Raw genomic sequence first — 24,064 nt, forward strand, 5'->3', positions numbered from 1 at the left:
GGGGCGTTGCTTTTTATGCATGCCGCTCGAGATCGCTGCGCGCTTTTGAGCGACATGCGATGGCTCACTTGCCGTGCAGGCGCGCCTCCACGGCCTTCGCCGCGGCCTCGGCGGTGATGCCGAAATGCGGATAGAGCTGCTCGATCGAGCCGGAGGCGCCGAAGCCGGTCATGCCGACGAAGATGCCGTCGATACCGATCAGGTGGTCCCAGCCCTGCCGGATGCCGGCCTCGATACCGACCTTCACCTTGGCGTTGCCGATGGTCTTCCTGCGATAGTCCTCGTCCTGCTGGTCGAACAGCTCGAAGCAGGGCACCGATACGACGCGGGTCGGATGGCCGTGTTTTTCGAGCAACTCGCGGGCGCCGAGGGCGACCTCGACCTCCGAGCCCGTGGCGAAGATCGTCACGGCCGCCTCGCCGTTTGCCGCGGCAAGCTCATAAGCGCCCGAGGCGCTGAGGTTCTTCTCGCTGTGTTCGCTGCGCACGGTCGGCAGGTTCTGGCGGGTCAGCGCGAGCGTCGAAGGCGTCTTTTCGGACTCCAACGCCAGCTGCCAACATTCCGCCGTCTCGACCGCGTCGGCCGGGCGGAAGACGTTGTGGTTCGGAATGGCGCGCAGTGCGGCCAGATGCTCGACCGGCTGGTGGGTCGGGCCGTCCTCGCCGAGGCCGATCGAGTCATGGGTCATGACGAAGATCGAGCGGATGCCCATCAGCGAGGCAAGGCGCATCGAGGGCCGGGCATAGTCGGAGAAACACAAGAAGGTGCCGCCATAGGCGATCAGGCCGCCATGCAGCGTCAACCCGTTGATGGCCGCCGCCATGCCGTGCTCGCGGATGCCGTAATGAACATAGCGCTGGCCGTAGTCGTCCGGAGTGATGTTCTTGGTCTGGCTGGTCTTGGTGTTGTTGGAGCCGGTGAGGTCGGCCGAGCCGCCGATGGTTTCGGGAACAGCGCCGTTGATCACTTCCAGCGCCATTTCCGAGGACTTACGGGTGGCCACCTTCGGCTTGTCGGCCGAGAGCTTCTTCTTGTACTCGGTGATGACGGCGTCGAAATTGTCCGGCAGCTTGCCGGCGAGGCGGCGCTCGAATTCGCCCTTCAGCTTGGCGTCGGCCTTGGCAAGGCGGCCTTCCCAATCGGCGCGCGCCTTGGCGCCGGCGGTGCCGACGCCGCGCCAGGCGTCGAGGATGTCGGCCGGAATCTCGAAGGGCGGCGATTCCCAGTTGAAGAATTTGCGGGCGCCGGCGATTTCGTCGGCGCCGAGCGGCGAGCCATGCGCCTTGTTGGTGCCGGCCTTGGTCGGGGCGCCGAAGCCGATGGTCGTCTTGCAGGCGACCATCGTCGGCTTGTCGGAATGGCGGGCGGCTTCGATGGCATAGGCGATGGCTTCCGGATCGGTGCCGTCGATGTGGCTGGCGTTCCAGCCGCTGGCCTGGAAGCGGGCGACCTGGTCGGTGTTGTCGGCGAGCGAGACCGGGCCGTCGATCGAGATGTTGTTGTTGTCCCAGAAGACGATCAGCTTGTTGAGCTTGAGATGGCCCGCGAGCGCGATGGCTTCCTGGGAGACGCCTTCCATCAAGCAGCCGTCACCGGCCAGCACATAGGTGTAGTGGTCGACAAGGTCGTTGCCGAAGGCGGCATTCATGATGCGCTCGCCGAGCGCGAAGCCGACCGAGTTGGCGAGGCCCTGGCCGAGCGGACCGGTGGTGGTCTCGATGCCGGCGGCATGGCCGTATTCGGGATGGCCGGCGGTCCTAGATCCGAGTTGGCGGAAATTCTTAATCTGGTCGATCGTCATGTCCTCGTAGCCGGTGAGGTACAGGAGCGAATAGAGCAGCATCGAGCCGTGGCCGGCCGACAGGATGAAACGGTCGCGGTCTGCCCAGTGCGGGGCCTTGGCGTCGAATTTCAGGAAGCGGGTGAACAGCACCGTAGCGATGTCGGCGCAGCCCATGGGCAGGCCGGGGTGGCCGGAATTGGCCTTCTCGACGGCGTCCATGGAAAGAAAACGGATCGCATTGGCCATCCGATCATGTTGTTCACGCGAGGTCATGCTTCCTCCGGAATAGGGGTTGGAGCTTTGGGAGAGCCCGTGGAAAGGGTGCGCGACACATAGCAGGCGCGGCCTTTGAGTCAACAAATCGGTGCTTTTTTGCCGGCCTTGTGAAGGCGGCGGCGACGCTACATTAGCGTTAGCGGGGGACAGTCGCGAGAGCTTTATTGACGCGCGCTTCACCCGGCGCCTAATCTTTCCGAGATAACGCGTTCTGAACGCGAGCGATTCGGTGACGGGCAGGGCATAGGACGAAGGCCATGACCGGGGAAACGACCCTCAAGGAAGTCATCGCCAGGCTCGGCAAAGCCATGGAGGGACTGGAAAACGCCGTGGCGGCGCGGCTCGAGCATGAGCGCGACTATTCCGAGGCCGAGGCCGAGGTGCAGCGCATGAACGCCGACCGCTCGCGGCTGGCGCAGGAGCTCGACAATTCCGAGGCCCGCGCCGAACGGCTGGAAGATGCCAACAAGGAAGTGTCGCGCCGGCTGGTGACCGCCATGGAAACCATTCGCGCGGTACTGGACAGGTAAGCCAATGGCACAGGTCACCGTTTCCATCGACGGCAAGCAGTACCGGATGGCTTGCGACGAGGGCCAAGAAGAGCATCTGATCGACCTCGCCGAGCGCTTCGACCGGTATGTCATGCATTTGAAGGATTCGTTCGGCGAGATCGGCGACCAGCGGCTGACCGTCATGGCCGGCATCATGGTGATGGATGAGCTTTCGGAGCTCAACAAGCGGGTCAAGGGCATGGAGAGCGAGGTGCTGACGCTGCGCAAGACGCGCGACGAGGCGCTGACCAAGGCCGACAAGAGCGACAGCGTGCTGACGACCGCGCTCGCGGCACTTGCGCAGCGCATGGAAGACCTTGCGACGACGCTGGCGGTGAAGAAGGCTTAAGCCGCCAATCCCCTGCGTCCGCTATGGAAATTCTGCTGTCTTTTCCAGGAAAAGCAGAAATTTTTCCATCGTTCCGATCACGCTTGCAGACACAAGCCTTTTGAACCGTTCCTTCCGGCGGTATAGAAGCTGACACGCGCCGATGGGGTTAGCCCAGGCCGGCGCCATGTCACAGGGTAGGGAGCACGCGATGAGCCTTCGTATCAACGATATCGCGCCGGATTTCACGGCCGAGACTACGCAAGGGACGATCAATTTCCATCAATGGATCGGTGACGGCTGGGCAGTGCTCTTCAGCCATCCGAAGAACTTCACGCCGGTTTGCACGACCGAGCTCGGCACGATGGCCGGGCTCGAGGGCGAATTCAAAAAGCGAAACGTCAAGATCATCGGCATTTCCGTCGATCCGGTGTCGAGCCACGACAAATGGCAGGCCGACATTAAGACAGCTACCGGCCAGACGGTGAACTATCCGCTGATCGGCGACAAGGATCTCGCCGTCGCCAAGCTTTACGAGATGCTGCCGGCGGGCGCCGGCGAGAGCTCTGAAGGGCGCACGCCGGCCGACAACGCCACGGTGCGCTCGGTCTACGTCATCGGCCCGGACAAGAAGATCAAGCTGGTGCTGACCTATCCGATGACCACCGGCCGCAACTTCGATGAGATCCTGCGCGTCATCGATTCCATCCAGCTGACGGCCAAGCACCAGGTGGCGACGCCGGCAAACTGGAAGCAGGGCGAGGACGTGATCATCACCGCCGCCGTCTCCAACGAGGACGCGATCAAGCGCTTCGGCGCCTACGAGACGGTGTTGCCGTATCTGCGCAAGACCAAGCAGCCTTCAGCGTGAGCTTTCCCCGTGCCACGGGGAGAAGGTGCCCGAAGGCGAATGAGGGGCGGCGCGGCGTTCGGTGATTACCGCGTCAACGGACGTTGTCCTGACGTGATAAGCTCGTAATCTCGGCGCTGCCCCTTATTGTCCTGCCGGACATTTCTCCCCGTATAGTGACGGGGAGAAAGGGGCGAACCACAGCTTTCGCCAATCGCGGGCGTTGTAGGGCCAAATAAAAACGGCGGCGCCAGATCCCGGCGCCGCCGTTTTGTCTTAGCGTAATGCCTCGAGCTTTTACGCCGCCGGCTGCGCTTCGATGGTGCGCAGCGCCTGATTTTGACGCTTGGCCGCGGCCTTGACCGCGTCCTGCACCTTCTCGAAGGCGCGCACCTCGATCTGGCGCACGCGCTCGCGGCTGATGTCGAACTCGGCCGACAACTCTTCCAGCGTCAGCGGCTCTTCGGCCAGACGACGCGCCTCGAAGATGCGCCGCTCGCGGTCGTTGAGCACCGACAGCGCGCCCGACAGCATCGAGCGCCGGTTTTCCAGCTCGTCCTGCTCGATCAGCATCTCTTCCTGGCTTTCGTGATCGTCGACCAGCCAGTCCTGCCATTCACCGGACTCACCTTCGCTCGCCCTGATCGGGGCGTTGAGCGAAGCGTCGCCCGACAGGCGACGGTTCATCGACACCACTTCGGCCTCGGAAACGTTGAGACGCGTGGCGATCTCGGCAATCTGGTCGGGCTTGAGGTCGCCGTCGTCGAGCGCCTGGATCCGGCCCTTCACCTTGCGCAGGTTGAAGAACAGGCGCTTCTGGTTGGCGGTGGTGCCCATCTTGACCAGGCTCCACGAGCGCAGGATGTATTCCTGGATCGAGGCCTTGATCCACCACATAGCGTAGGTGGCGAGCCGGAAGCCGCGCTCCGGTTCGAATTTCTTGACAGCCTGCATGAGGCCGACATTGCCTTCCGAGATCACCTCGCCGATCGGCAGGCCGTAGCCGCGATAGCCCATGGCGATCTTGGCGACGAGCCGCAAATGGCTGGTGACGAGCTTGTGCGCGGCGGAAGTGTCCTGATGCTCGGCATAACGCTTGGCGAGCATGTACTCTTCCTGGGGCTGAAGCATCGGAAAGCGACGGATTTCTTCCAGGTAGCGGGCGAGACCGCCTTCACCGGAAACGATACTGGGTAGTGACTGGGCCATGATAGCGCCCCCTCTCTATTGGAGTGATGCCCCCGTAACGCGGCGGGCATGTGACGCGAATGCCAATCGGCTCACTCGCGGCAACTGCTGTATATAGGAACAAAACCAGAAAGGACAGGCATTTGTTCAACACGAAACAGTGTGTCACGCTGAAGTGAACAACGCCAGTCAGGTTTTTTGATGGCTGGTTTGAAGCGTCTTGATGGCAGTTCAGAGCATTCGAAAGCCGCCGACAAGTTCCTCCATGTCCCTCGGCATCGGCGCCTCGAACCGCATCGGCAGATGGGAAGTCGGGTGTCGGAATTCAAGGAGCCAGGCATGGAGCGCCTGTCTGGAAAATGCCTTGACCTCGCCTTTCAGCGGTTCCGGCAGCCGGTTGGCCTTCGTGCGGAAGGCCTGGCCGTACTCCGGATCGCCGACCACGGGATGACCGATATGCGCCATATGCACCCTGATCTGGTGCGTCCGGCCGGTCTCGAGGCGGCATTCGATCAGACTTGCGGTGGTGAATTCCTTCTGCCGCCCGCCGAAACGCTCGACGACGGTGAAATGGGTAACGGCATGCCGGGCGTCGTCCCGGTCTTCGGGAACCACCGCGCGCCGTACCCGATCGGCGGCGCGGCCGAGCGCGGCCTCGACGGTGCCGGTCGGCCGCTGCGGAATGCCCCAGACCAGCGCCAGATAGGCGCGTTCGAGGTCGCCCGTCCGGCCATGATCGGCGAAGGCCTCAGACAGTGCCTTGTGGGCGCGGTCGGTCTTGGCCACCACCATGACGCCGCTGGTTTCCTTGTCCAGCCGGTGGACGATGCCCGGTCGCTTGACGCCGCCGATGCCGGAAAGACTGTCGCCGCAATGATGGATCAGCGCGTTGACCAGTGTGCCGGTCCAGTTGCCGGCGCCGGGATGCACAACCAGCCCCGCCGGCTTGTTGACGACGATCAGCTCGTCGTCCTCGTAAAGGATGTCGAGAGGAATGGCCTCGCCTTGTGGCTCGGCAGGCTCCGGCTCCGGCATGATGACCGCGACACGCTCGCCCGGCGCCATCTTGCGCTTTGCCTCCTCGAGCGGCTTGCCGGCGATCGTAACCGCACCCTGCTTGATGAGGGCCTGCACGCGGCTGCGTGAGATCTCCGGGCCGAGCTGGGCGGTGAGCCACTGGTCGAGGCGCTTGCCTGCGGCATCGGCACCGGCTTCCAGCTCCACCGCTCCATCCAACTCATCGCCCGGCAATTCATCCTGTCTCAAAATCGGGGCCCTATCAAAATCGAGGTCTCTTCGCTATGAGCGCTCATCGAAACCGTTGCGGATTGTTTAGTCATGGCCCGGCCGATCGCCGAAGAAGATGAGGAGAAGCCGCTCGACCCTGCGGCCGAAAAAGTGCGCCGGAAGCTCATCCGCTTCATGATCGTCAATCTCGGTCTTCTGTTCCTCGCCCTTATGGTGGTGATCGGAGCCCTTGTCTACAAAGCCCGCAATGCGCCCGGCGCCGGATCGGTGCATGCCGGCGATGTCCAGGCTCCGGCCGGCGCGCCCCTCTCCGGCGATATCGTGCTGCCGGTCGGCGCCAAGGTCGTCAGCCAGGCACTGTCCGGCAACCGCCTGTCGATCGATGCCGAGCTCGCCGACGGCAGCCGTTCCATCTTTCTCTACGACATTGCCGAGCGCCGCGTGATCGGCCAGTTCGCGATTCGCAACAAATGAGCGGCTTTGCCGATAACCGCAGCATTGCGACCGTGGCGCTCGTCGTCGAAAACTATGACGAGGCGATAGCCTGGTATGTCGAGCGGCTTGGCTTCGTGCTGAGCGAGGATGTCGACCTCGGCGGCGGCAAGCGCTGGGTGACGGTCACGCCGGCAAACAGGCAGGGCGCGCGGCTGCTCTTGGCGGCGGCCTCCGGCGAGAGGCAGGCAAGCCGCATCGGTGACCAGACCGGCGGCCGGGTGTTTCTTTTTCTCGAAACGGACGACTTCGCCCGCGACCATCAGGCGATGCTTGGCAGGGGCGTCGAATTCCGCGAGGCGCCGCGCTTCGAGCCCTATGGCACGGTGGCGGTGTTTGCCGATCTCTACGGCAATCTCTGGGATCTGATCGAGCCGAAACGGCAGGGTTGACGAGGGCAGTCCGCAAAGTCCGCGAACAGTCCGAAACCCCAGTTGCTTTTTTCCGGCCTTCATCCTATGTAGCCGGTTCTTGAGCGCGCCCATCGTCTAGCGGTCAGGACACCGCCCTCTCACGGCGGGAACAGGGGTTCGATTCCCCTTGGGCGTACCAAAGATTCCAATAATTTCGCTGCTTTGAACGACGACGCGTCGAATAGCGATCGAGAACCCTTGGCCAGGCAAGTCGTCCGTCGCGGGGTGTGAACTCGCGCGAAGGAACACACAGCACCGTCGGCCGTTTGCCTTTCTTTCAGTGAAAGGATGAGACATGCCGACACCCGCTGAGCTCGAAGCGAAATTCTGGAAAGCACTGAAATCTGACATGACGATGATGATCGGCCTCGACGGCTCCAACATCATCCCTCGGCCCATGACGGCACAACTGGAGAAGGACGATACCGGTCCGATCTGGTTTTTCACGGCGAAAGATACGGAGCTTCCGATGGGCCTTTCCGGCGGCGACCAGGCAACGGCCACGTTCGTCTCCAAGGGACATGACCTCTTCGCAACGGTGCAGGGCAAGCTTCGCGTCGACAATGATCGGGCTGTGATCGATCGGCTCTGGAGCCCCTATGTCGAAGCCTGGTTCGAGGGCGGCAAAGACGATCCGAAACTCACGCTGTTGCGCTTCGATCCGGACCGAGCCGAAATCTGGCTCGATGCGTCGAGCGTGGTTTCGGGCATCAAGATGCTGCTCGGATATGACCCGAAGCAGGAATACAAGGATAATGTCGCCAAGGTCGACCTTTAGGGGCCGGTCGCGACAGGCTGTCGGCCGCGTAATTTCTGCTTGATTCTCGGTTGATGCGGCAAAGGCCTCCAGCCTGGAATGCAACCACGCATCCACTCCATGGGCTCGCGACCAGAATGAACCGCGCCAGTTTGCGGCGGCAATGCGTTACGCGCCGGGATGGAAGATAGGCGCACGAATCCGCCACTGGCGCGCCTGGCGTTATACTCGACATTATCGGAGCGGCGCTTTTTTGCCCCTGGGCTTTGAAGCCCCTGTTTCCCCGCTGTCCCAGGAGAGGAAGGCGCTGCGCTATTTCCCGGTAAGAAACGGCGTGGCTCAGTCATGCGATAGCGTCTAGGCACCGATTCGGCCTTGGCTACCATCCCAATTGGATTATCTGGGAAAGATCGGCGATGTCGCCATAGATCATCGAGCCTTTGACGAGAAAACACTTGCCATGCAAGACCTCGGACAGTGAGCTCGACGCGGTGCAAACCGGCAAAACTTTATGGCCATTGGCTTCGGTCGGGCCGATGCTGATGACGAGGAAAGCAATCGCAACGAGAGTCGTTCTGCTCATATCCAACCCCTCAAGCCTACTAGCTGCCAGGGCTGCAAAACCGGTTGCCTCCTCAAAGTAGCATCGGGCAATGATGGGATTCATCGTATCGATTGGAGAAGCGGCTCATCTATCTGCCGTAGGCGCAAAGACGGATTAGCCCCCGCCTGTTCAGTGGCCTCCACCATGCAGGCTAACGCTTCTTTGTTTCCCAGCCGAACTACAACGCCTCGAATTGCCCACCACCAAGGCGCTTGAATTCCGAACTTCTTCAAAGCGTTCAGGAGCTTCACGACGTGCATCTATCGCGCTTGCTGAAAAAGGCGGCGCGGAACAGTGCAGCCTAAAGATGGGGGCGCCCGGCCTGTGGCATATCGGGGGACCTAGGGCAGACAGGCCGGGCCTTTTACCCCATGTGGGCAAGGGGCAAGTCTGTACTATGCGCCACCTTTCGACGGCTGACATCAGAACTTTAGGCGTAGCTAATAAACGCCGTCGCGATTAATGAGCGCAAGCGAGGGACCTTTGGTTGGCTCTGCGGCTACACCCCTGATGGGATTGACCGCTCATAGTCAGCACGCTCCCAAACGGAAGCGGCAAACCGCTCACCTGCGAAAGCGGGATGAGTTGCGCCATGACCGTTGCAAGTCCTCGCGCTTCTCAAGACAGGCTTTTCGCAAACGCTGACGGACTTGGAGTGTGACCTTGCCGCGCCATCAACGCTGTGGTGGCACCGGATCGAGCAGGGTGACATCGTCGGGCCCCGCGGGTGGCAGTTCGCCATTGGGCGTCAGCTTGTTGACCGCCTCGGGCAAGTCCCTGGTTATCCTGGCTATCAGCTCATCGCGGGACAAGCCGGTCTGCATTGAAAGAGAAGCGAGCGTTTCGTCGTCTATTGCCGCCTCGACCTCTTTCGGCTCGATCGGCTGGTTGGGTCCGCTACTAACCCAAGAATCCACCTTGGAACCGGCTCCCGCATTTCTGAAGCGGTCGACAATATCCCCAAGCGCCGTCCCCGATACGCCTTTGGACAGCTGATCCAAGATCCCTCCCTGCAGACTGTTTGGATCGCGATTTCCCGCGCCACGGAGCAGCTCTCCGATCTTGTCGCGATTTTGGTAGGCGAGAATGCCCAATATGGCGACAGCCAGTCTTCCCAGGTTTGCCATTGATTGCCTCCCAGCAATTACAAGGGAAGAGCCGGTGATCACAAAGGTTCCGTCTAACGTGAAAAGTTTGCCGAGAGGCCAGCAAGCGAGGTCATCTTGCAATCAACAGGCTGGATCACGAGCCGCTTGATTTAGACGCATAAAGTCCTGGACGAAGGCCGCTCGGAAGGCCGCAAAAATCTCCGGTGGCACCCCCTTCAACCTGCTTGCCACTGGCGACAAGCCATACTGAAAGAATCCTGCTGGCCGCGATACCTATTGGCTTTTGTTCAGGAGCGTGGCGGGACCGAAAACCGGCAGCCGGGTCCTAGTGAAAAGAATGCCGGTACTCCTCGCTAAATCAAACCGCGCTCGGAACAAAGGTGTCGGACGCTTGTTGGGTTTGCAGCACATCTGCCCAACTAGGAACTTCTCCATGAAAAATCGCCATCTACTGGTTGCGCTGACCACAGCCGCCGCCATCACATTTGCAGTGCCTGTCCTTGCCGCCGACGATGCCCAGGGGTTCGTCGACAAGGCTGCCAATGGGGGCATGTTCGAGGTCGAGTCGAGTAAGATCGCCCAAGCCAAAGCCCAGGATCAGGCGGTCAAAGACTTCGCCCAAAAGATGATCGACGATCATGGGGCGGCCAATGCAAAACTCGAAACGATTGCCGGCGAGCAGAAGCTCAAAGTGCCCGCCGAGACGGATGCCAAGCACAAGAGCGACCTCGACGCCCTTCAGAACGGCAAGGATCCGGTCGAAAAGACCTATGTGCAGATGCAGCGTGATGCGCACGCGGATGCCGTGGAGCTGTTCGAGAACTACGCCAAGGATGGCGACAATCCCCAGCTCAAGGCGTTCGCTTCGGAGACCTTGCCCACACTCAAAATGCATAAGGAAATGATCGAGAAGATCGCTTCCACCATGGACGATGAGACCGGCACGACGACGAGTTCGACAACTCCCGCCGTCACCACGACCGACACAAAAAATCCGGCTGCTCCGGTGCCAGGCGCCAATAGCTTCACCGAAGACCAGGCCAAGAGCCGGATCCAGGATGCCGGCTTCTCGGATGTCTCAGCGCTAACCAAGGACGATCAAGGCATCTGGCGCGGTCAGGCCACCAAGGACGGAAAGAAGACAACCGTGGCGCTCGATTATCAAGGCAACGTCGTTGCCGGCAGCAACTGAGAACGGATTGGAGTTCAACCATGAGAACCGTGACCGGACTATTTGACAATTATGACGACGCTTCCGATGCCGTCGGTGAACTCGAAGCAATCGGCGTTCCGCATTCCGACATCAGCATCGTCGCCAATAATTCGACCGGCTGGTACCAAGATGATCGCTCGAATGCCGCCGAAGATGCGGCTGGCGGTGCCGGTGTGGGTGCCCTCATTGGCGGCGCCGGCGGGTTGCTGACGGGGCTAGGGATCATGGCTATCCCAGGCGTGGGCCCTGTTGTCGCCGCAGGGTGGCTCGCCGCTACCGCTGCAGGCGCATTGGGAGGCGCAGTTGTCGGCGGGGCTGCCGGTGGCATCGTCGGAGCCCTTACCGACTCCGGGGTCCCGGAAAGGGATGCTCATGTCTACGCCGAAGGTGTGCGCCGCGGCGGGACGTTGGTCACGGCCAAGGTTAGCGACGCGTTGGCCGGCGAAGCCGAGAGCATCCTCGGTCAATCAAGATCGGTGAACTTGGAAGATCGCCGCAGTGCCTACGAAGCGGACGGTTGGACGAGTTTTGACGCTGGCGCCGAAAACTACACCGCCGACGAGATCGAACGCGATCGGGCGCGCTACGCAAATCGCGTTTGACCATATCGCCCCCACGCGAAGGGCTTGGGGGCTTCACGCTCTGGCGCGTAGACAGCGCCTCCATGCCCGGAGCAACTATCCGCTCAATAAAGTTCTCTGCGGCCTCGACGCGCGAGCCAGCTGTGATGCGGGGAGTGAAAAGTGATTTTGCGGCGCGCAACGCGCGGGTTACGCTATGTCACTTGCCAAAAGGAGGATGATGATGAAAGCCTTCCTCGGAACGATCTTAGCGCTGGGCCTGTCCGTCTCTGCAGCATCAGCCAATTGCCCGGCACACGCGAAGGATCAAGCCTCAGTCGACGCGCAGCAGACGGCGAGTGTTGACAAGTCCGACACGTCAACATCGACGGAAATCAAGAAACAAACCCCGGCGAAGTCGGAGTAGTGCTTCTTCTTCGAAGGTAGATTGAGAGAGTGTCCGCGCTGCGGGTAGTAACACCCGAGAGCGGGCTACCATGAGGAGCCATGCGGCGCGAGGACGGCGTGAGTGTCGCCGCTATCGCTGAGAAGCTTCGCTGATCGGCGACGTGAAAGCGTAGCGGTGGCGCCATTTCGGGCGCCCTCAAGGACGGTCCACAAATAAGGCTTCCGCAGGCTGCCGACACTGAACCAAGCGGCCAAGTCTAAAATGCCGGCTCGGGTCCGTTCACGAGACGCCCTCTCCAACAACAGCGACAGCTGATTCAGGTGGATCGATTGGGCGTCTTCAAGCAACTGCAGAAAGCTGGACGCCTTGCCTCGCGGCCACCGACGGCGCTTTAGCGCAGCGATGCGCGCGCGCTGGCGCTTGATGTGCTGCTCGGCCTGCAGAGCATGGCGTTCCGCCATTTGGATGTCGTCGGCCAAGGCCATGGTTGTAAACGGCGGTGTCGGGCAGGCGGTTCCGCTGGCCCGGCCGGCCCTCGATCATGGTGCAGCAGAGCCTTGCGCATCCTCCTTGCGGCCGGCGATGACGTGCTGGTGCGATGCTGCGCGCCGCTTCTGGCGCAACGCCTCGGATTGAATTAGCATCCGATAATCAAAGTTTCGGCCGCGATCCAGCAGGATGCGGATTGCGGAACCAAGGGGAAGCCGTGCGGCGGTCGCCTGCCGGGCGCCGATTTAAAGGCTGCCTGACCACATCGTCCGGCGGCAGGCGCGGCGGCGCCGGGAGGAGCCGATGCAAAAACTGCAGTCGCAAGGCGTCCATCACATCACGCTGGTCGGCGCCGATCGCCAGACCTCCATCGATTTCTGGGAAGGCGTGCTCGGCATGCCATTCATCTTCGAGCAGCCCAATCTCGACAAAGCGAGCGAAAGCCACCTCTATTTCGACCCGGGCGATGGCCGGCTGATCACGGTCTTCACCGACGAGAGCCGCAGCCCGGTCAAGCGGCGCACGCCGACCGATACCGGCTGTGTCCACCACATCGCGTTCTCGGTGTCGCGCGTGACGTTCCTGCAGGCAGTCGGCCGGCTCGACGAGCGCGCCATCAAGCACAGCGGCGTCAAGGATCGCGGCTTCATGGATTCGATCTATTTCGAGGATCCGCTTGGGCTGCTGATCGAGCTTGCCTCCTACCGGTTCGAGCCGCCCGCGGGCTTCAGCCATGCCGACGTGCTGATGGCGGCGCACAAGATCCGCGTTGCGCGCGGCGACTACAATATCGCCGAGGCGCACCTTGCCGACGCCATCCAGGCGCTGGTCGAGCGATCGCGCGAAACATTGTCCGAGAACCGGGCGGCGAAAAATCCATACTGAACAGGTCAGAGGGAGGACCAGATGGCAAAGGCTGCAACGAAGGGAACGAAGAAAGCCGCCGCCAAGCCGGCAGCGAAGATGGCAAAGCCGGCGGCAAAGGTGACTGCCGCCAAGATGTCGGCCAAAGCAGTCAGGCCGGCCGCAAAAGCCGCGCCTAAAGCGACGGCAAAAGCCGCGCCTAAAGCAACAGCAAAGGCAGCGCTTAAAGCCAAGGCGCAGCCGGCGAAGAAGCCCGCGGTCAAGCTCAGCATGCTAAGGCCCAGCGTCAACAACATGACGGTCCGGGTGTTCACGCGAGCGGCCGGGCTCGACCATGCCGAGACCGACGCCTGGGGCCTGACGCGCACGCCGGAATTCCTGGCGCGGAACCCGGCGCATCTGACTCCGATGATCGAGGACAAAGGACTTCCCAGAGGCGTGCTTTGGGAAAGCTGCGCAATCATGCAGTACCTCGCCAACAAGCACGGGCTGGACAAGTTCTATCCGAAGGCGCCGGCCAAGCGGGCGATGGTCGACAGCGCCATGTTCTACCTGGTCGGAACGCTCTATCCCTATGTGGCCAGGGCCACTTATCCGGCACTTGGCTTTCCGCAATATGCCGGCGAGGTCGGCCACAGCGATGCCCATCCCGACAAGAAATCGGAGGCGCAAAAGGCTGCCATCGCCGCAATCGCCGAGCCGCTGGAGGTCTTTCATAGCTTCTTCAGGGACGGCAAGCCTTTCATCGGCGGCAACAACCCGTCGATCGCCGACATCCGTCTGGCGGCGACACTGGAGTTCCTGGCGGTCATCGACTATGCGCTGCCGAGCTGGGCGAAGGACTATATGGCTGCGATCGAGAAGAAGCTCGGCAAGGCCTATGCTGAGCCGGCCGGCGACGTGCGCGGCTACATCGCCCATGTGAAGGCCCAGGCCACGGCTTAAGAAATGCGCGAGGTTTAGGGTTTCGTTAACCAAACCCTTGTCTAGTGTCTCGGTCCTCGCTGCGACCACGGATGTACTGGCGCGATTGCCGAGGAGAAGGAAAGGTCGGCTCAGCGCCGGCCTTTTTGCTTTTCCGCCGGCGCGCCAGCGTCACGGCAGCATGATTTTATCGGGTGCCGGCGCGGTTGAAATTCTATTGTCATCCGCGTCGTTGATCGTACCATGCGAACGGGCGAAAGCGGCGAGGACAAAGCCATGAGAAGCACGGCTAGACTTTCAGCGATCGCAGGCGCGCTGCTGGCGATGCCTTTTCCGGCAGATGCCGCATCGCTCAACACGATGAACGAGGTCGGCGCGGCGCTGCAGGCGTGCTGGACGCCGCCGGCCGAAGCCGGAACTGCCTCGGTCACCTTGAGCTTCAGCTTCAAGCGCGACGGCACGCTGATCGGCCCGCCGAAGCCAACGGCCATCAAGGTCAACGGGGATGACAAGGCGCGTCAGGCCTATGTCGACGCGGCGACCGCCGCCCTGCGAAATTGCCTGCCGCTCAGCTTTTCGCCGGACCTCGCAAAAGGAATTCCCGGGAAGATCTTTACGCTTCAATTCAATTCGCCGAAGGACAACGCCAAAGCAATACAGCAGTAGAACTGCCAAGTTGCTCAGTTTCGCCTTCGCCGATTTCCAACAGAAAACGGCTATGCTTTCTAGGTGGCGCTTTGTTGCTGGACAGCGCTACGCCGGATTGCGCCTGCGGCGGGCATTGGCGTGTTTTTCCAGTTGCGGCATTTCGAAGACGTAGTCGCTCCAGGCCGATTCCGGAATTTGGCCGGCCAGATAGCATTCCAACAATAGATTTTGCTCGGGTGTCAGACGCCTCGGGGCCCGCTCGTGATCCAGTCCAAGCGAATGGATCAGGTTTCTGGTCAGGCCTGAGACGGTGAAATGAACAGACATCTTCGCTCCCCTTCGTGCTGCGCCGATAACGCCAGACGCCACACAAAGGTTTCACGCGCAGTGAGGAAACACGCGATCTTATCGTAGCTGCTACGCTACTCGCAGACGACGCGATAGCGCTTGCCGGGTTCGCTGACATTCCGGCAGGCGAGCGCCTTCTGTGGCTGGGAGGACGCATCAGCCAAATCCGGCTGAAAGGAAGGGGCCGTCGAAACACGTCTTCGACTGGGGGAACTCACCGGGGCGATCGGCGGCTGAGGAAACACGTCCGTCGCGATCTGCCTCGAGGCTGTTGTTCCTGGCGGGGCCTTGTCCCAAATGCGCCTGACGTCCATCCGGCTTGGAATGATGACGGTTCCGTCGTCGCTGCGCGTGCAGCCGCTTGCCGCGAGCAGCGCCGGACAGAGAACAAAAGTCAGCATTCGACCAAGCATCAGCTATACCCCCACCGATTTTATAGCCCGGCAGCGGTGGGTTCGCCAACGGACGGATTACCGCAGCGAGGTCGGACCGGCGTCCGCCTAAAACCCGTTAACGGCAACGGGCGTGTTCGGTTGCGAATCGTTAAGGTTAGCCGATCGTTAATGCTTGTCGGGCACATTCCGCCGACGAACCGGGAGGGTTCGGCCTGGGGGTAGGGATGGCGGATAGGGACGGTACTTTCGAGATGGGCGCCGCCCGTTCTTTCGAAGGCGCGGTCGAGCGCGGCGAGGCGGCGGTCCCCCGCGCCCCCGATCAGCATGCGGCCGCGACCTCGGAAGCGCTTGCCAATCTTCGCCTGATGGTCGATTCGATGCCGATCGGCGTCATTGTCCTCGATGCCGACCTCAGGGCGGAGATCATCAACCGCGCCTTCTACGACTTCTGGAAGATCGATCCGCTTCGCGCCACTGCCGGCTGCGGCTTCCGCGAGCTGATGGAGGCCAGCCGCGACGCCGACCCCTATGGTGCCGACGAGGTGGGCTGGCAACGCCACATCGCCGAGCGCGAGGCCGAAATCCGGGCAGGCGTTGCCGGTTCCAGGCAGTTGCCGCGCAATGACGGCCGCGTGCTGATCGCCTCGCTGGCACCGCTTGCCGGCGGCAAGCGTCTGATCTCCTATGTCGACATCACCGACATGAAGCATCGCGAGACCGAGGCAGAGGATGCGCGCAAGAATCTCGCCACGGTGCTGGAGTCGCTGCCGGCCGGCGTCATCATCTATGACCGCCACGATGAATTCGTCTTCGCCAACCGCAAGCTGCATGACAGTTTGCCGGCGCTGAAGCCGGCCTGGCAGCCGGGCCGCACCTTACGCGAGGCGCTCGCTCTCGGTCATTCCGCCGGCTATTTCCGGTCGAGCGGCGACGTCGAGATCGACAATCTCTATGGTGTCGACAAAGAACGCTGGCTCGACGCCATGCTGAAGCGTTACCACCTGCCCAATTCGTCCTATGAACGGCTCAATCCCGACGGTCGTTGGTTCCAGGTCTACGACATGAGAGCGGACGACGGCACGTTCATAGGGGTGCGCGTCGACATTTCCGACATCAAGGCCCGCGAGAAGGCGCTGCGCGACTCGATGCGGCAGATCGACCTTTACCGGCATGTCATGGACGAATTGCCGGTGGCGGCGTTCATCAAGGCCGAGGATCTTACAATCGAGTTCGTCAACAAGGCCTGGTGCGCGCTGACCGGCATTGCCAAGGAAGACGTCATCGGCAAGACGGACCGGCAGCTTTTCGGCGCCGAGGACGCCGAAAGCTACAGCCATGACGATGCCGAGGTCATCGCGACCGGCAAGGGGCGCGAAGTCGAGGAGCCTGTCACCCATCGCGACGGCACGGTGCGGCAGCTGATGACGCGCAAGAGCCGCCTCATCGCGACCGACGGATCGGTGCATCTGGTCGGTTCCAGCACCGACATCACCGAGGTCAAGGCGCGCGAGCGGGCGCTCAAGGAAAGCATGAGCGAGAACGAGGTGTTCCGCAACCTGATCGACAACGTGCCGGTGTCGATCTACGCGAAGCGTTCGGATCTAAGGCAATTCTACGTCAACAAGGGCTGGTGCGATCTCACCGGCTTCAGCAAGGAAGAGGCGATCGGCAAGACCGACGTCGAGATCTTCGGCGCGGACGGCGAAGCTTTCGTCGCCGGCGACCTGGCGGTGCTGCGCACCGGCGAGACGCAGGAGATCGAAGAACAGGTGACGCTGCCGGACGGCAGCGTGCGTCACCAGTTCGCGCGCAAGGGCGCGATGATCGCGTCCGACGGTTCGCTCTATCTGATCGGGTCGACCACGGACATTACGGAACTGAAACAGCGCGAGGCCGAGCTCAGCGAGGCGCGCCGGCGTGCCGTGCTTGCCGACCGCGCCAAGTCGGAGTTCCTCGCCAATATGAGCCACGAGATCCGTACGCCGATGAACGGCGTGCTCGGCATGGCCGAGTTGCTCGCAAAGTCGGACCTCGACCCAAAGCAGAGGACGTTCACCGACATCATCGTCAAATCGGGCAACGCGTTGCTCACCATCATCAACGACATCCTCGACTTCTCCAAGATCGACGCCGGCCAGCTCGTGCTCGACCCGGCGCCCTTCAACCTTGCCGAAGCGATCGAGGATGTGGCGACGCTGGTGTCGACCCGCGCCAAGGAAAAGGACCTCGAGCTCATCGTTCGCGTCCAGCCCGGGCTCGACGGGCAGTTCGTCGGCGACGTCGGCCGGATCCGGCAGATCGTCACCAACCTGCTCGGCAATGCGGTGAAGTTCACCGACAAGGGCCATGTGCTGGTCGACGTGACCGGCGAGCGGGTTCCGTCGGGGACGAAGCTCGCCATTTCGGTCACCGATACCGGCATCGGCATTCCCGAAGACAAGCTGAAGCTGGTGTTCGAGAAATTCAGCCAGGTCGACACCTCCTCGACAAGACGGCACGAGGGCACCGGGCTCGGCCTTGCCATCACCTCGCGGCTGGTCGAGCTGATGGGCGGCGAGATCGGCGTCGACAGCGCCGAGGGCAAGGGCTCGACCTTCTGGTTCACCGTCACGCTGCCGCGGGCCGAGCGAGGCGGGCAGCGGATCATGCCGGTCGACGTGACCGGCGCGCGCGTGCTGATCGTCGACGACAATGCCGTCAACCGCGCGATCCTCAGCGAGCAGATGGCTTCGTGGACCTTCGATTCCTGCGCGGCCGAAAGCGGCGCCGAGGGACTGAAGGTGCTGATTGCGGCTGCCGCCTACGGCGTGCCTGTCGACTGCGTCGTGCTCGACTACCAGATGCCGGGCATGACCGGCGCCGAAATGGCGCGCATCGTGCGCAACACCGCTGGCCTCGCGCACACGCCGATCATCATGCTGACCTCGGTCGACCAGTCGCTAGCCAGCGCCGCCTACCGCGATCTCGGCATCGATGCGCAGCTGATCAAGCCGGCGCGCTCCTCGATCTTGCTGGAGACGGTGGTCGCCACCATCCAGCGTCATCGCCACAGCACGGCGGCCATCCATCCGGCCTTGACCGGCGACGTCGAGACCGGGGCCGGCGCGCCGCAGGCGTCCACGGCGCAGGCGACCGCGGCGGATCGCGTCCTGCTGCAGCCGCCGCCGGCGCGTGCCCGTGCACGCCTGGCCGGCGCGGAGGCCGGGCTCGACATTCTCGTCGCCGAGGACAACGAGGTGAACCAGATGGTGTTCACGCAAATCCTGGGCGAGACCGGATACCAGTTCGAAATCGTCGGCAACGGCCGCAAGGCGCTGGACGCCTTCGGCAGGCTTAACCCGCGCATGATCCTGATGGATGTGTCGATGCCCGAGATGAGCGGCCTGGAGGCGACCGCGGCCATCCGCCGGCTCGAAGCCGAGATGGGCACGCATGTGCCGATCGTCGGCGTCACCGCGCATGCACTGAAGGGCGACCGCGAGCGCTGCCTGGAAGCCGGCATGGACGATTACCTGCCGAAGCCGATCAGCCCGAAGGCGCTGCTCGAGAAGCTTGAAAGATGGCTCGGGTCGGACGCGGAAGTCCGCCGCAGCGCCGGATAACAGCCTTTCTGCGCGGCCGTTCACGGCGTCATCGACGAGGTCCGTCATCTGCGTCCAACGCAGACGTATGGTGTGATCGCACCATACAAAATGAAGGCCAGGTCAGGACAATGGCTGCTGTCGATTCCGCCCTTCGGTTACGGGCGGGAGCAGCGACCGCCGGCAAGGAACAGCGTCGACTCTACCCCAACGGACCTGTTTTCGGCGATGGCCAGGCCATGATCCGCTCTGGCGCACAGGCAACGCGCTCTCGTCCGGATTTTATTTCCCGGCGGCCGGAGATCCGGCCGCCGGGATAATTTTTGATTCAAAAGTCGGACAAGCTACTGATTCCCGCGGCAAACTTCGGCTGGGTCCGCAAATGGCGGCCGCAGGCCCCCCCAAGGCATCCCCGTTCAGGCGTTACCGGGCTGACACGAAACTGTCATGCGACTGTAATAATCGACGTCTATTGCGCTCGTCAGGCGCCGACAGAAAAGGGTTGCCGAAAGACCATATTCCGAACAGGAGCAGGCCACATGAGACATTTCATCCGCTCGGCGGCCGTTGCGATTGCAATGGCTGCGGCATCCACGCTTTCCCTCTCCGCCGCTATGGCGGCCGACATCTCCGGTGCCGGCGCTACCTTCCCCTATCCGATCTACGCCAAGTGGGCCGACGTCTACAAAAAGGAGACCGGCATCGGTCTCAACTATCAGTCGATCGGCTCCGGTGGCGGCATCAAGCAGATCAAGGCCAAGACCGTGACCTTCGGCGCCTCGGACGCGCCGCTCAAGGGCGAGGATCTCAAGTCGACCGGGCTCGCGCAGTTCCCGATGGTGATGGGCGGCATCGTTCCGGTCGTCAACCTCGAAGGTGTCAAGCCGGGCGAACTGGTGCTCGACGGCCCGACGCTGGCCGACATCTTCGTCGGCAAGATCACCAACTGGAATGACGAGGCGATCAAGAAGCTCAACCCCGACGTCAAGCTGCCCGACCAGGCGATCGCGGTCGTGCACCGTTCCGACGGCTCGGGCACCACGTTCAACTTCAGCTACTATCTGGCCGAAGTCAGCGCCGACTGGAAGTCGAAGGTCGGCGTCAATACCGCGCTCGAGTGGCCGGTGGGCATCGGCGCCAAGGGCAACGAGGGCGTCGCCAACAACGTCGCGCAGACCGGTGGCGCGATCGGTTATGTCGAGTATGCCTATGCTAAGCAGAACAAGCTCACCTATACCGACCTGATCAATAAGGATGGCAAGAAGGTAGAGCCGACCGCTGCCGCGTTCTCGGCCGCTGCAGCCAATGCCGACTGGAGCTCCAAGCCTGGCTACGGCGTCATCCTGGCCAACCAGGCTGGTGCTGAAAGCTGGCCGATGACCTCCGCGACCTGGATCCTCGTCTACCAGAAGCCCGACGATGCGTCGGCCACCACCGAAGCGCTCAAGTTCTTCGCCTGGTCCTACGCCAAGGGCGACGACATGGCCGCCGAGCTGGACTATGTTCCGATGCCCGACGCGGTCGTGAAGAGCGTCGAGGAAATGTGGAGCAAGGACATCGTCGACAGCAACGGCAAGCCGCTCTACTCCGGCATGTAATTCCTCCGGAATAAGGAGGGCGCCTCGGGCGCCCTCCTGTCTCTTTCGAAATGCGAGGGCAAATGACAGCCGTTTCCGAAGCCGTGACATCGTCCGCCATACGGACCAGGGAAGCGACGGTGCGCCGCTTCGCCCTGACCGACACGATCTTCCGAACGGTCACGCGCCTCTCCGCCATACTCGTGCTGCTTCTTCTCGGCGGCGTCGCGGTCTCGCTGATCGCCGGCTCGTGGGAGGCGCTGTCGAAGTTCGGCTTCTCCTTCCTGACGACTGAATCCTGGAATCCGGTCACCGAGAATTTCGGCGCGCTCGCGCCCATCTACGGCACCGTCGTCACCTCGGCCATCGCCATCCTCCTTGCCGTGCCGATCGGCATCGGCATCGCCGTCTTCCTGACCGAGCTCTGCCCGCGCCCGCTCAGGCGCCCGATCGGCATCGCGGTCGAGCTGCTCGCCGGCATTCCCTCGATCATTTACGGCATCTGGGGCCTGTTCGTCTTCGCGCCATTCCTGCAGACGACGGTACAGCCATTCATCATCAATCTTTTCCACGGCATACCGGGTCTCGCCAGCCTGTTTGCCGGTCCGCCCTACGGCATCGGCCTCCTGACGTCGTCGCTGATCCTCGCCATCATGGTGCTGCCCTTCATCACCTCGATCACCAAGGACGTGTTCGACACGGTGCCAGCGGTGCTGAAGGAATCGGCCTACGGCATCGGCTGCACGACCTGGGAAGTGACCCGGCGTGTGGTCATCCCCTATACGCGGGTCGGCATCATGGGCGGCGTCATGCTCGGTCTTGGCCGCGCGCTCGGCGAGACGATGGCCGTCACCTTCGTCATCGGCAATGCGCACCGCATCAGCGCCTCGCTGTTTGCGCCCGGTACGACGATCTCGGCGACCATCGCCAACGAATTCACCGAAGCCGACGGCGAGCTTTACACGTCCTCACTGGTGGCGCTCGGACTGATCCTGTTCATCATCACCTTCATCATCCTCGCGCTCGCACGCTACATGCTGTTGCGCATCGATAGCCGCACGGGAGCCTGACCGATGTCGACAGCCGCATCGCTCCACCGAAGCCGGAAGCGCAAGAACGCCGTGATGATGGCACTGTGCACCATAGCGGCGGGCATCGGCCTCGTCTGGCTGGCGCTGATCCTCGGCGCCCTTCTCTATAAGGGGCTCTCGGGTGTCTCGCTTTCGGTGTTCACGGAAATGACACCGCCGCCCGGCGACGCCGGCGGCCTGCTCAACGCCATCTACGGCAGCATCGTGATGACCGTGATCGGCATCGTCGTCGGCACGCCGATCGGCGTGCTCGCCGGCACCTATATGGCCGAGTACGGGCGCTTCTCGCGCCTCACGACGGTGGTGCGCTTCATCAACGACATCCTGTTGTCGGCGCCATCGATCATTGTCGGCCTGTTCGTCTACGAGCTGATGGTGCGGCCGATGGGTCATTTCTCGGCGATCGCCGGCGCGGTGGCGCTGTCGATCCTGGTGATCCCCGTCGTCGTGCGCACCACCGAGGACATGCTGAACCTTGTGCCCAACGCGCTGCGCGAGGCCGGCACCGCCATCGGCGCGCCGCGCTGGGTGGTGATCCGCTCGGTCGCCTATCGCGCCGCACTGTCCGGCATCGTCACCGGTATATTGCTGGCGATCGCCCGGATTTCGGGCGAGACGGCGCCGCTGCTCTTCACCGCGCTCAACAACCAGTTCTGGTCGAGCAATCTCAACGCGCCGATGGCCAGCCTGCCGGTGACCATCTTCCAGTTTGCGCTGAGCCCTTATGAGGAATGGCAGCAACTGGCCTGGACGGGCGCACTGATAATCACCCTGACGGTTCTCGGGCTGAGCATCTTCGCCCGCAGCCTTACCGGACGCAGAGAGGACAGATGAAACCGATGTTGTCCACCGACCTGAACGTAGGCGAGACGACCGCCGAGAAGGCCAAGATCGAGGTCAAGAACCTCAACTTCTACTATGGCCAGTCGAAGGCGCTGAAGGACATCAACCTGTCGCTGCCCGAGCGCAGCGTCACCGCCTTCATCGGACCTTCGGGCTGCGGAAAGTCGACGCTGCTGCGCGTGCTCAACCGCATCTACGAGCTCTACCCGAAGCAGAGCGCCGAAGGCCAGGTGCTGCTCGACGGCAAGAACATCCTCGACCGCTCGCAGGACCTCAACCTGCTCAGGACCAAGATCGGCATGGTGTTCCAGAAGCCGACGCCGTTCCCGATGTCGATCTACGAGAACATTGCCTTCGGCGTCAGGTTATATGAGAAGATCAGCAAGGCCGAGATGGACAATCGCGTCGAACAGGCGCTGAAGCGCGCCGCGCTGTGGAACGAGGTCAAGGACAAGCTCAACGCCAGCGGCCAGAGCCTTTCGGGCGGCCAGCAGCAGCGGCTCTGCATCGCCCGCACGGTGGCGGTGAAGCCGGAGGTCATCCTGCTGGACGAGCCGGCATCGGCGCTCGATCCGCTCTCGACCGCCAAGATCGAGGAGTTGATCGACGAGCTGCAGGCCGACTACACGATCGTGATCGTCACCCACAACATGCAGCAGGCGGCGCGCGTCTCGCGGCAGACGGCGTTCATGTATCTCGGCGAGCTGATCGAATTCGACCGGACCGAAAAGATTTTCACCTCGCCCCGCGAGAAGCGCACGCAGGACTACATCACCGGCCGCTTCGGCTGAGTTCATACGAGGACATAACCATGGCCCATACGGTCGCTTCCTTCGACGAGGATCTGAGGCAGATCAGCCAGCTCATCCGCGACATGGGCGATCTTGCCGGCTCGATGGTCGGCGCGTCGACCAAGGCTCTGCTGAATTCCGACAACGCGCTGGCGCAGCGCGTGGTCTCCGACGATGCCATCATGGACGCGCGCCAACGCGAGCTCGACCATCGCGCCATCACGCTGATTGCCAAACGCCAGCCGATGGCCGACGACCTGCGCAGCGTCGTTGGCGCCATCCGGATGGCCGGCGATCTCGAGCGCATCGGCGACCTTGCCAAGAACATCGCTAAGCGCGTCGGCTCGGTCGGCATCAGCGCCGCGCCGCGCGACCTTTCGCACTCCATCGATTCGATGGCGCAGCTGGTGCTGATCCAAGTGCAGGGCGTGATCGAGGAATACACGGCCGGCGACGCCACGGCGCTCGCCAAGCTCCGCAACGACGACGAGCGCATCGACGTCAAATACACCTCCGTCTTCCGCGAGCTCCTGACCTACATGATGGAGGATCCGCGCAACATCACGGCTTGCACGCATCTGTTGTTCTGCGCCAAGAATCTGGAGCGCATCGGCGACCACGTCACCAACATCGCCGAGAACGCCTACTATGTGCTGACCGGCACGCAATTGCCCGCGAATCGTCCTAAGCAGGACGAGACGACGATGTCGGCGCCGGCGGCCTGACAGCGAA

The 24,064-nt window shown here is 62.4% G+C and carries 25 protein-coding genes and 1 tRNA gene; 19 read left to right on the plus strand and 7 right to left on the minus strand.

All coding sequences use genetic code 11. The features are described 5' to 3' along the window. Positions 1-64: 64 nt before the first annotated feature. A complete protein-coding gene (gene tkt, locus P9230_RS14570; protein ID WP_278119647.1) occupies positions 65-2,056 on the minus strand; it encodes a transketolase in 1,992 nt (663 codons plus the stop codon). A gap of 260 nt (positions 2,057-2,316) precedes the next feature. On the opposite strand from tkt, the gene P9230_RS14575 reads away from it, so the two are divergent. The 3 genes from P9230_RS14575 to P9230_RS14585 all read left to right on the plus strand — a co-directional run bounded on the left by P9230_RS14575 (position 2,317) and on the right by P9230_RS14585 (position 3,809). After that, positions 2,317-2,589, plus strand: coding sequence for a DUF4164 domain-containing protein (locus P9230_RS14575; RefSeq protein ID WP_040973690.1), 273 nt, complete (start codon positions 2,317-2,319; stop codon positions 2,587-2,589). A 4-nt stretch (positions 2,590-2,593) separates the two neighbouring features. Beyond that, a complete protein-coding gene (locus P9230_RS14580) occupies positions 2,594-2,959 on the plus strand; it encodes a cell division protein ZapA (RefSeq protein WP_067002048.1) in 366 nt (121 codons plus the stop codon). Positions 2,960-3,149: 190 nt separating this feature from the next. Then, positions 3,150-3,809 carry a peroxiredoxin gene (locus P9230_RS14585; RefSeq protein ID WP_067319311.1) on the plus strand — a complete coding sequence of 220 codons (660 nt, stop codon included), beginning with the start codon at positions 3,150-3,152 and terminating at the stop codon, positions 3,807-3,809. A gap of 276 nt (positions 3,810-4,085) precedes the next feature. Here P9230_RS14585 and rpoH read toward each other — a convergent pair whose 3' ends face one another. After that, complete coding sequence (gene rpoH, locus P9230_RS14590; protein ID WP_067002056.1) at positions 4,086-4,997, minus strand: RNA polymerase sigma factor RpoH; 912 nt, start codon at positions 4,995-4,997, stop codon at positions 4,086-4,088. Between the two features lie 210 nt (positions 4,998-5,207). Further along, positions 5,208-6,200 (minus strand): RluA family pseudouridine synthase, encoded by a 993-nt coding sequence (locus P9230_RS14595; protein WP_278119649.1) that lies wholly within the window; start codon positions 6,198-6,200, stop codon positions 5,208-5,210. 114 nt (positions 6,201-6,314) lie between these two features. Between P9230_RS14595 and P9230_RS14600 the strand changes: the two genes are divergently transcribed. From P9230_RS14600 to P9230_RS14615, 4 genes are all read left to right on the plus strand, one after another. Further along, on the plus strand, positions 6,315-6,698 hold the full coding sequence (locus tag P9230_RS14600; protein ID WP_067002059.1) for a fimbrial protein: 384 nt from the start codon (positions 6,315-6,317) through the stop codon (positions 6,696-6,698). Then, positions 6,695-7,108 (plus strand): VOC family protein, encoded by a 414-nt coding sequence (locus P9230_RS14605; RefSeq protein ID WP_067002062.1) that lies wholly within the window; start codon positions 6,695-6,697, stop codon positions 7,106-7,108. Before P9230_RS14600 ends, P9230_RS14605 begins: the two co-directional genes overlap by 4 nt. Positions 7,109-7,193: 85 nt before the next feature. Next, positions 7,194-7,268: transfer RNA gene (locus P9230_RS14610), tRNA-Glu, on the plus strand. Positions 7,269-7,424: 156 nt separating this feature from the next. Continuing rightward, positions 7,425-7,907: a pyridoxamine 5'-phosphate oxidase family protein gene (locus P9230_RS14615; RefSeq protein ID WP_127215032.1), complete on the plus strand. Its 483-nt coding sequence runs from the start codon at positions 7,425-7,427 to the stop codon at positions 7,905-7,907. 358 nt (positions 7,908-8,265) lie between these two features. Here P9230_RS14615 and P9230_RS14620 read toward each other — a convergent pair whose 3' ends face one another. Beyond that, a complete protein-coding gene (locus P9230_RS14620) occupies positions 8,266-8,553 on the minus strand; it encodes a hypothetical protein (RefSeq protein WP_245307357.1) in 288 nt (95 codons plus the stop codon). Positions 8,554-9,164: 611 nt separating this feature from the next. After that, positions 9,165-9,617, minus strand: coding sequence for a YidB family protein (locus tag P9230_RS14625; RefSeq protein ID WP_067319306.1), 453 nt, complete (start codon positions 9,615-9,617; stop codon positions 9,165-9,167). Positions 9,618-10,032: 415 nt separating this feature from the next. On the opposite strand from P9230_RS14625, the gene P9230_RS14630 reads away from it, so the two are divergent. The 3 genes from P9230_RS14630 to P9230_RS14640 all read left to right on the plus strand — a co-directional run bounded on the left by P9230_RS14630 (position 10,033) and on the right by P9230_RS14640 (position 11,799). After that, on the plus strand, positions 10,033-10,791 hold the full coding sequence (locus tag P9230_RS14630) for a DUF4142 domain-containing protein (RefSeq protein WP_095828391.1): 759 nt from the start codon (positions 10,033-10,035) through the stop codon (positions 10,789-10,791). A 20-nt stretch (positions 10,792-10,811) separates the two neighbouring features. Further along, positions 10,812-11,414: a hypothetical protein gene (locus P9230_RS14635; RefSeq protein WP_067002074.1), complete on the plus strand. Its 603-nt coding sequence runs from the start codon at positions 10,812-10,814 to the stop codon at positions 11,412-11,414. 202 nt (positions 11,415-11,616) lie between these two features. Then, complete coding sequence (locus P9230_RS14640; RefSeq protein WP_127247169.1) at positions 11,617-11,799, plus strand: hypothetical protein; 183 nt, start codon at positions 11,617-11,619, stop codon at positions 11,797-11,799. Between the two features lie 65 nt (positions 11,800-11,864). On the opposite strand, the gene P9230_RS14645 is transcribed toward P9230_RS14640, so the two are convergent. Next, entirely contained in the window at positions 11,865-12,260 is a 396-nt protein-coding gene (locus P9230_RS14645; RefSeq protein ID WP_278119653.1) for a hypothetical protein, read from the minus strand. Positions 12,261-12,573: 313 nt separating this feature from the next. Here P9230_RS14645 and P9230_RS14650 point away from each other — a divergent pair, with 313 nt between their 5' ends. The 3 genes from P9230_RS14650 to P9230_RS14660 all read left to right on the plus strand — a co-directional run bounded on the left by P9230_RS14650 (position 12,574) and on the right by P9230_RS14660 (position 14,724). After that, complete coding sequence (locus tag P9230_RS14650) at positions 12,574-13,155, plus strand: VOC family protein (protein WP_067319302.1); 582 nt, start codon at positions 12,574-12,576, stop codon at positions 13,153-13,155. A gap of 21 nt (positions 13,156-13,176) precedes the next feature. Next, positions 13,177-14,079, plus strand: a complete 903-nt coding sequence (locus tag P9230_RS14655) for a glutathione S-transferase family protein (RefSeq protein WP_127247167.1) — start codon at positions 13,177-13,179, stop codon at positions 14,077-14,079. A 255-nt stretch (positions 14,080-14,334) separates the two neighbouring features. Next, positions 14,335-14,724: a hypothetical protein gene (locus P9230_RS14660; RefSeq protein ID WP_067002225.1), complete on the plus strand. Its 390-nt coding sequence runs from the start codon at positions 14,335-14,337 to the stop codon at positions 14,722-14,724. Between the two features lie 87 nt (positions 14,725-14,811). Here P9230_RS14660 and P9230_RS14665 read toward each other — a convergent pair whose 3' ends face one another. Next, on the minus strand, positions 14,812-15,033 hold the full coding sequence (locus P9230_RS14665) for a hypothetical protein (protein WP_067319298.1): 222 nt from the start codon (positions 15,031-15,033) through the stop codon (positions 14,812-14,814). Positions 15,034-15,673: 640 nt separating this feature from the next. Between P9230_RS14665 and P9230_RS14670 the strand changes: the two genes are divergently transcribed. The 6 genes from P9230_RS14670 to phoU all read left to right on the plus strand — a co-directional run bounded on the left by P9230_RS14670 (position 15,674) and on the right by phoU (position 24,057). Continuing rightward, positions 15,674-19,051, plus strand: coding sequence for a response regulator (locus tag P9230_RS14670; protein ID WP_278119657.1), 3,378 nt, complete (start codon positions 15,674-15,676; stop codon positions 19,049-19,051). Between the two features lie 518 nt (positions 19,052-19,569). Further along, on the plus strand, positions 19,570-20,628 hold the full coding sequence (pstS, locus tag P9230_RS14675) for a phosphate ABC transporter substrate-binding protein PstS (protein WP_095799836.1): 1,059 nt from the start codon (positions 19,570-19,572) through the stop codon (positions 20,626-20,628). Positions 20,629-20,690: 62 nt separating this feature from the next. Then, entirely contained in the window at positions 20,691-21,677 is a 987-nt protein-coding gene (pstC, locus tag P9230_RS14680; RefSeq protein WP_278119660.1) for a phosphate ABC transporter permease subunit PstC, read from the plus strand. 3 nt (positions 21,678-21,680) lie between these two features. Next, positions 21,681-22,532, plus strand: coding sequence for a phosphate ABC transporter permease PstA (gene pstA, locus P9230_RS14685; RefSeq protein ID WP_095824034.1), 852 nt, complete (start codon positions 21,681-21,683; stop codon positions 22,530-22,532). Beyond that, positions 22,529-23,332 (plus strand): phosphate ABC transporter ATP-binding protein PstB, encoded by an 804-nt coding sequence (gene pstB / locus P9230_RS14690; protein ID WP_278119662.1) that lies wholly within the window; start codon positions 22,529-22,531, stop codon positions 23,330-23,332. Before pstA ends, pstB begins: the two co-directional genes overlap by 4 nt. 20 nt (positions 23,333-23,352) lie before the next feature. Then, a complete protein-coding gene (gene phoU, locus P9230_RS14695) occupies positions 23,353-24,057 on the plus strand; it encodes a phosphate signaling complex protein PhoU (RefSeq protein WP_278119664.1) in 705 nt (234 codons plus the stop codon). Positions 24,058-24,064 lie beyond the last annotated feature (7 nt).

The organism is Mesorhizobium sp. WSM4887 (genome assembly GCF_029625865.1).
Lineage (GTDB): Bacteria > Pseudomonadota > Alphaproteobacteria > Rhizobiales > Rhizobiaceae > Mesorhizobium.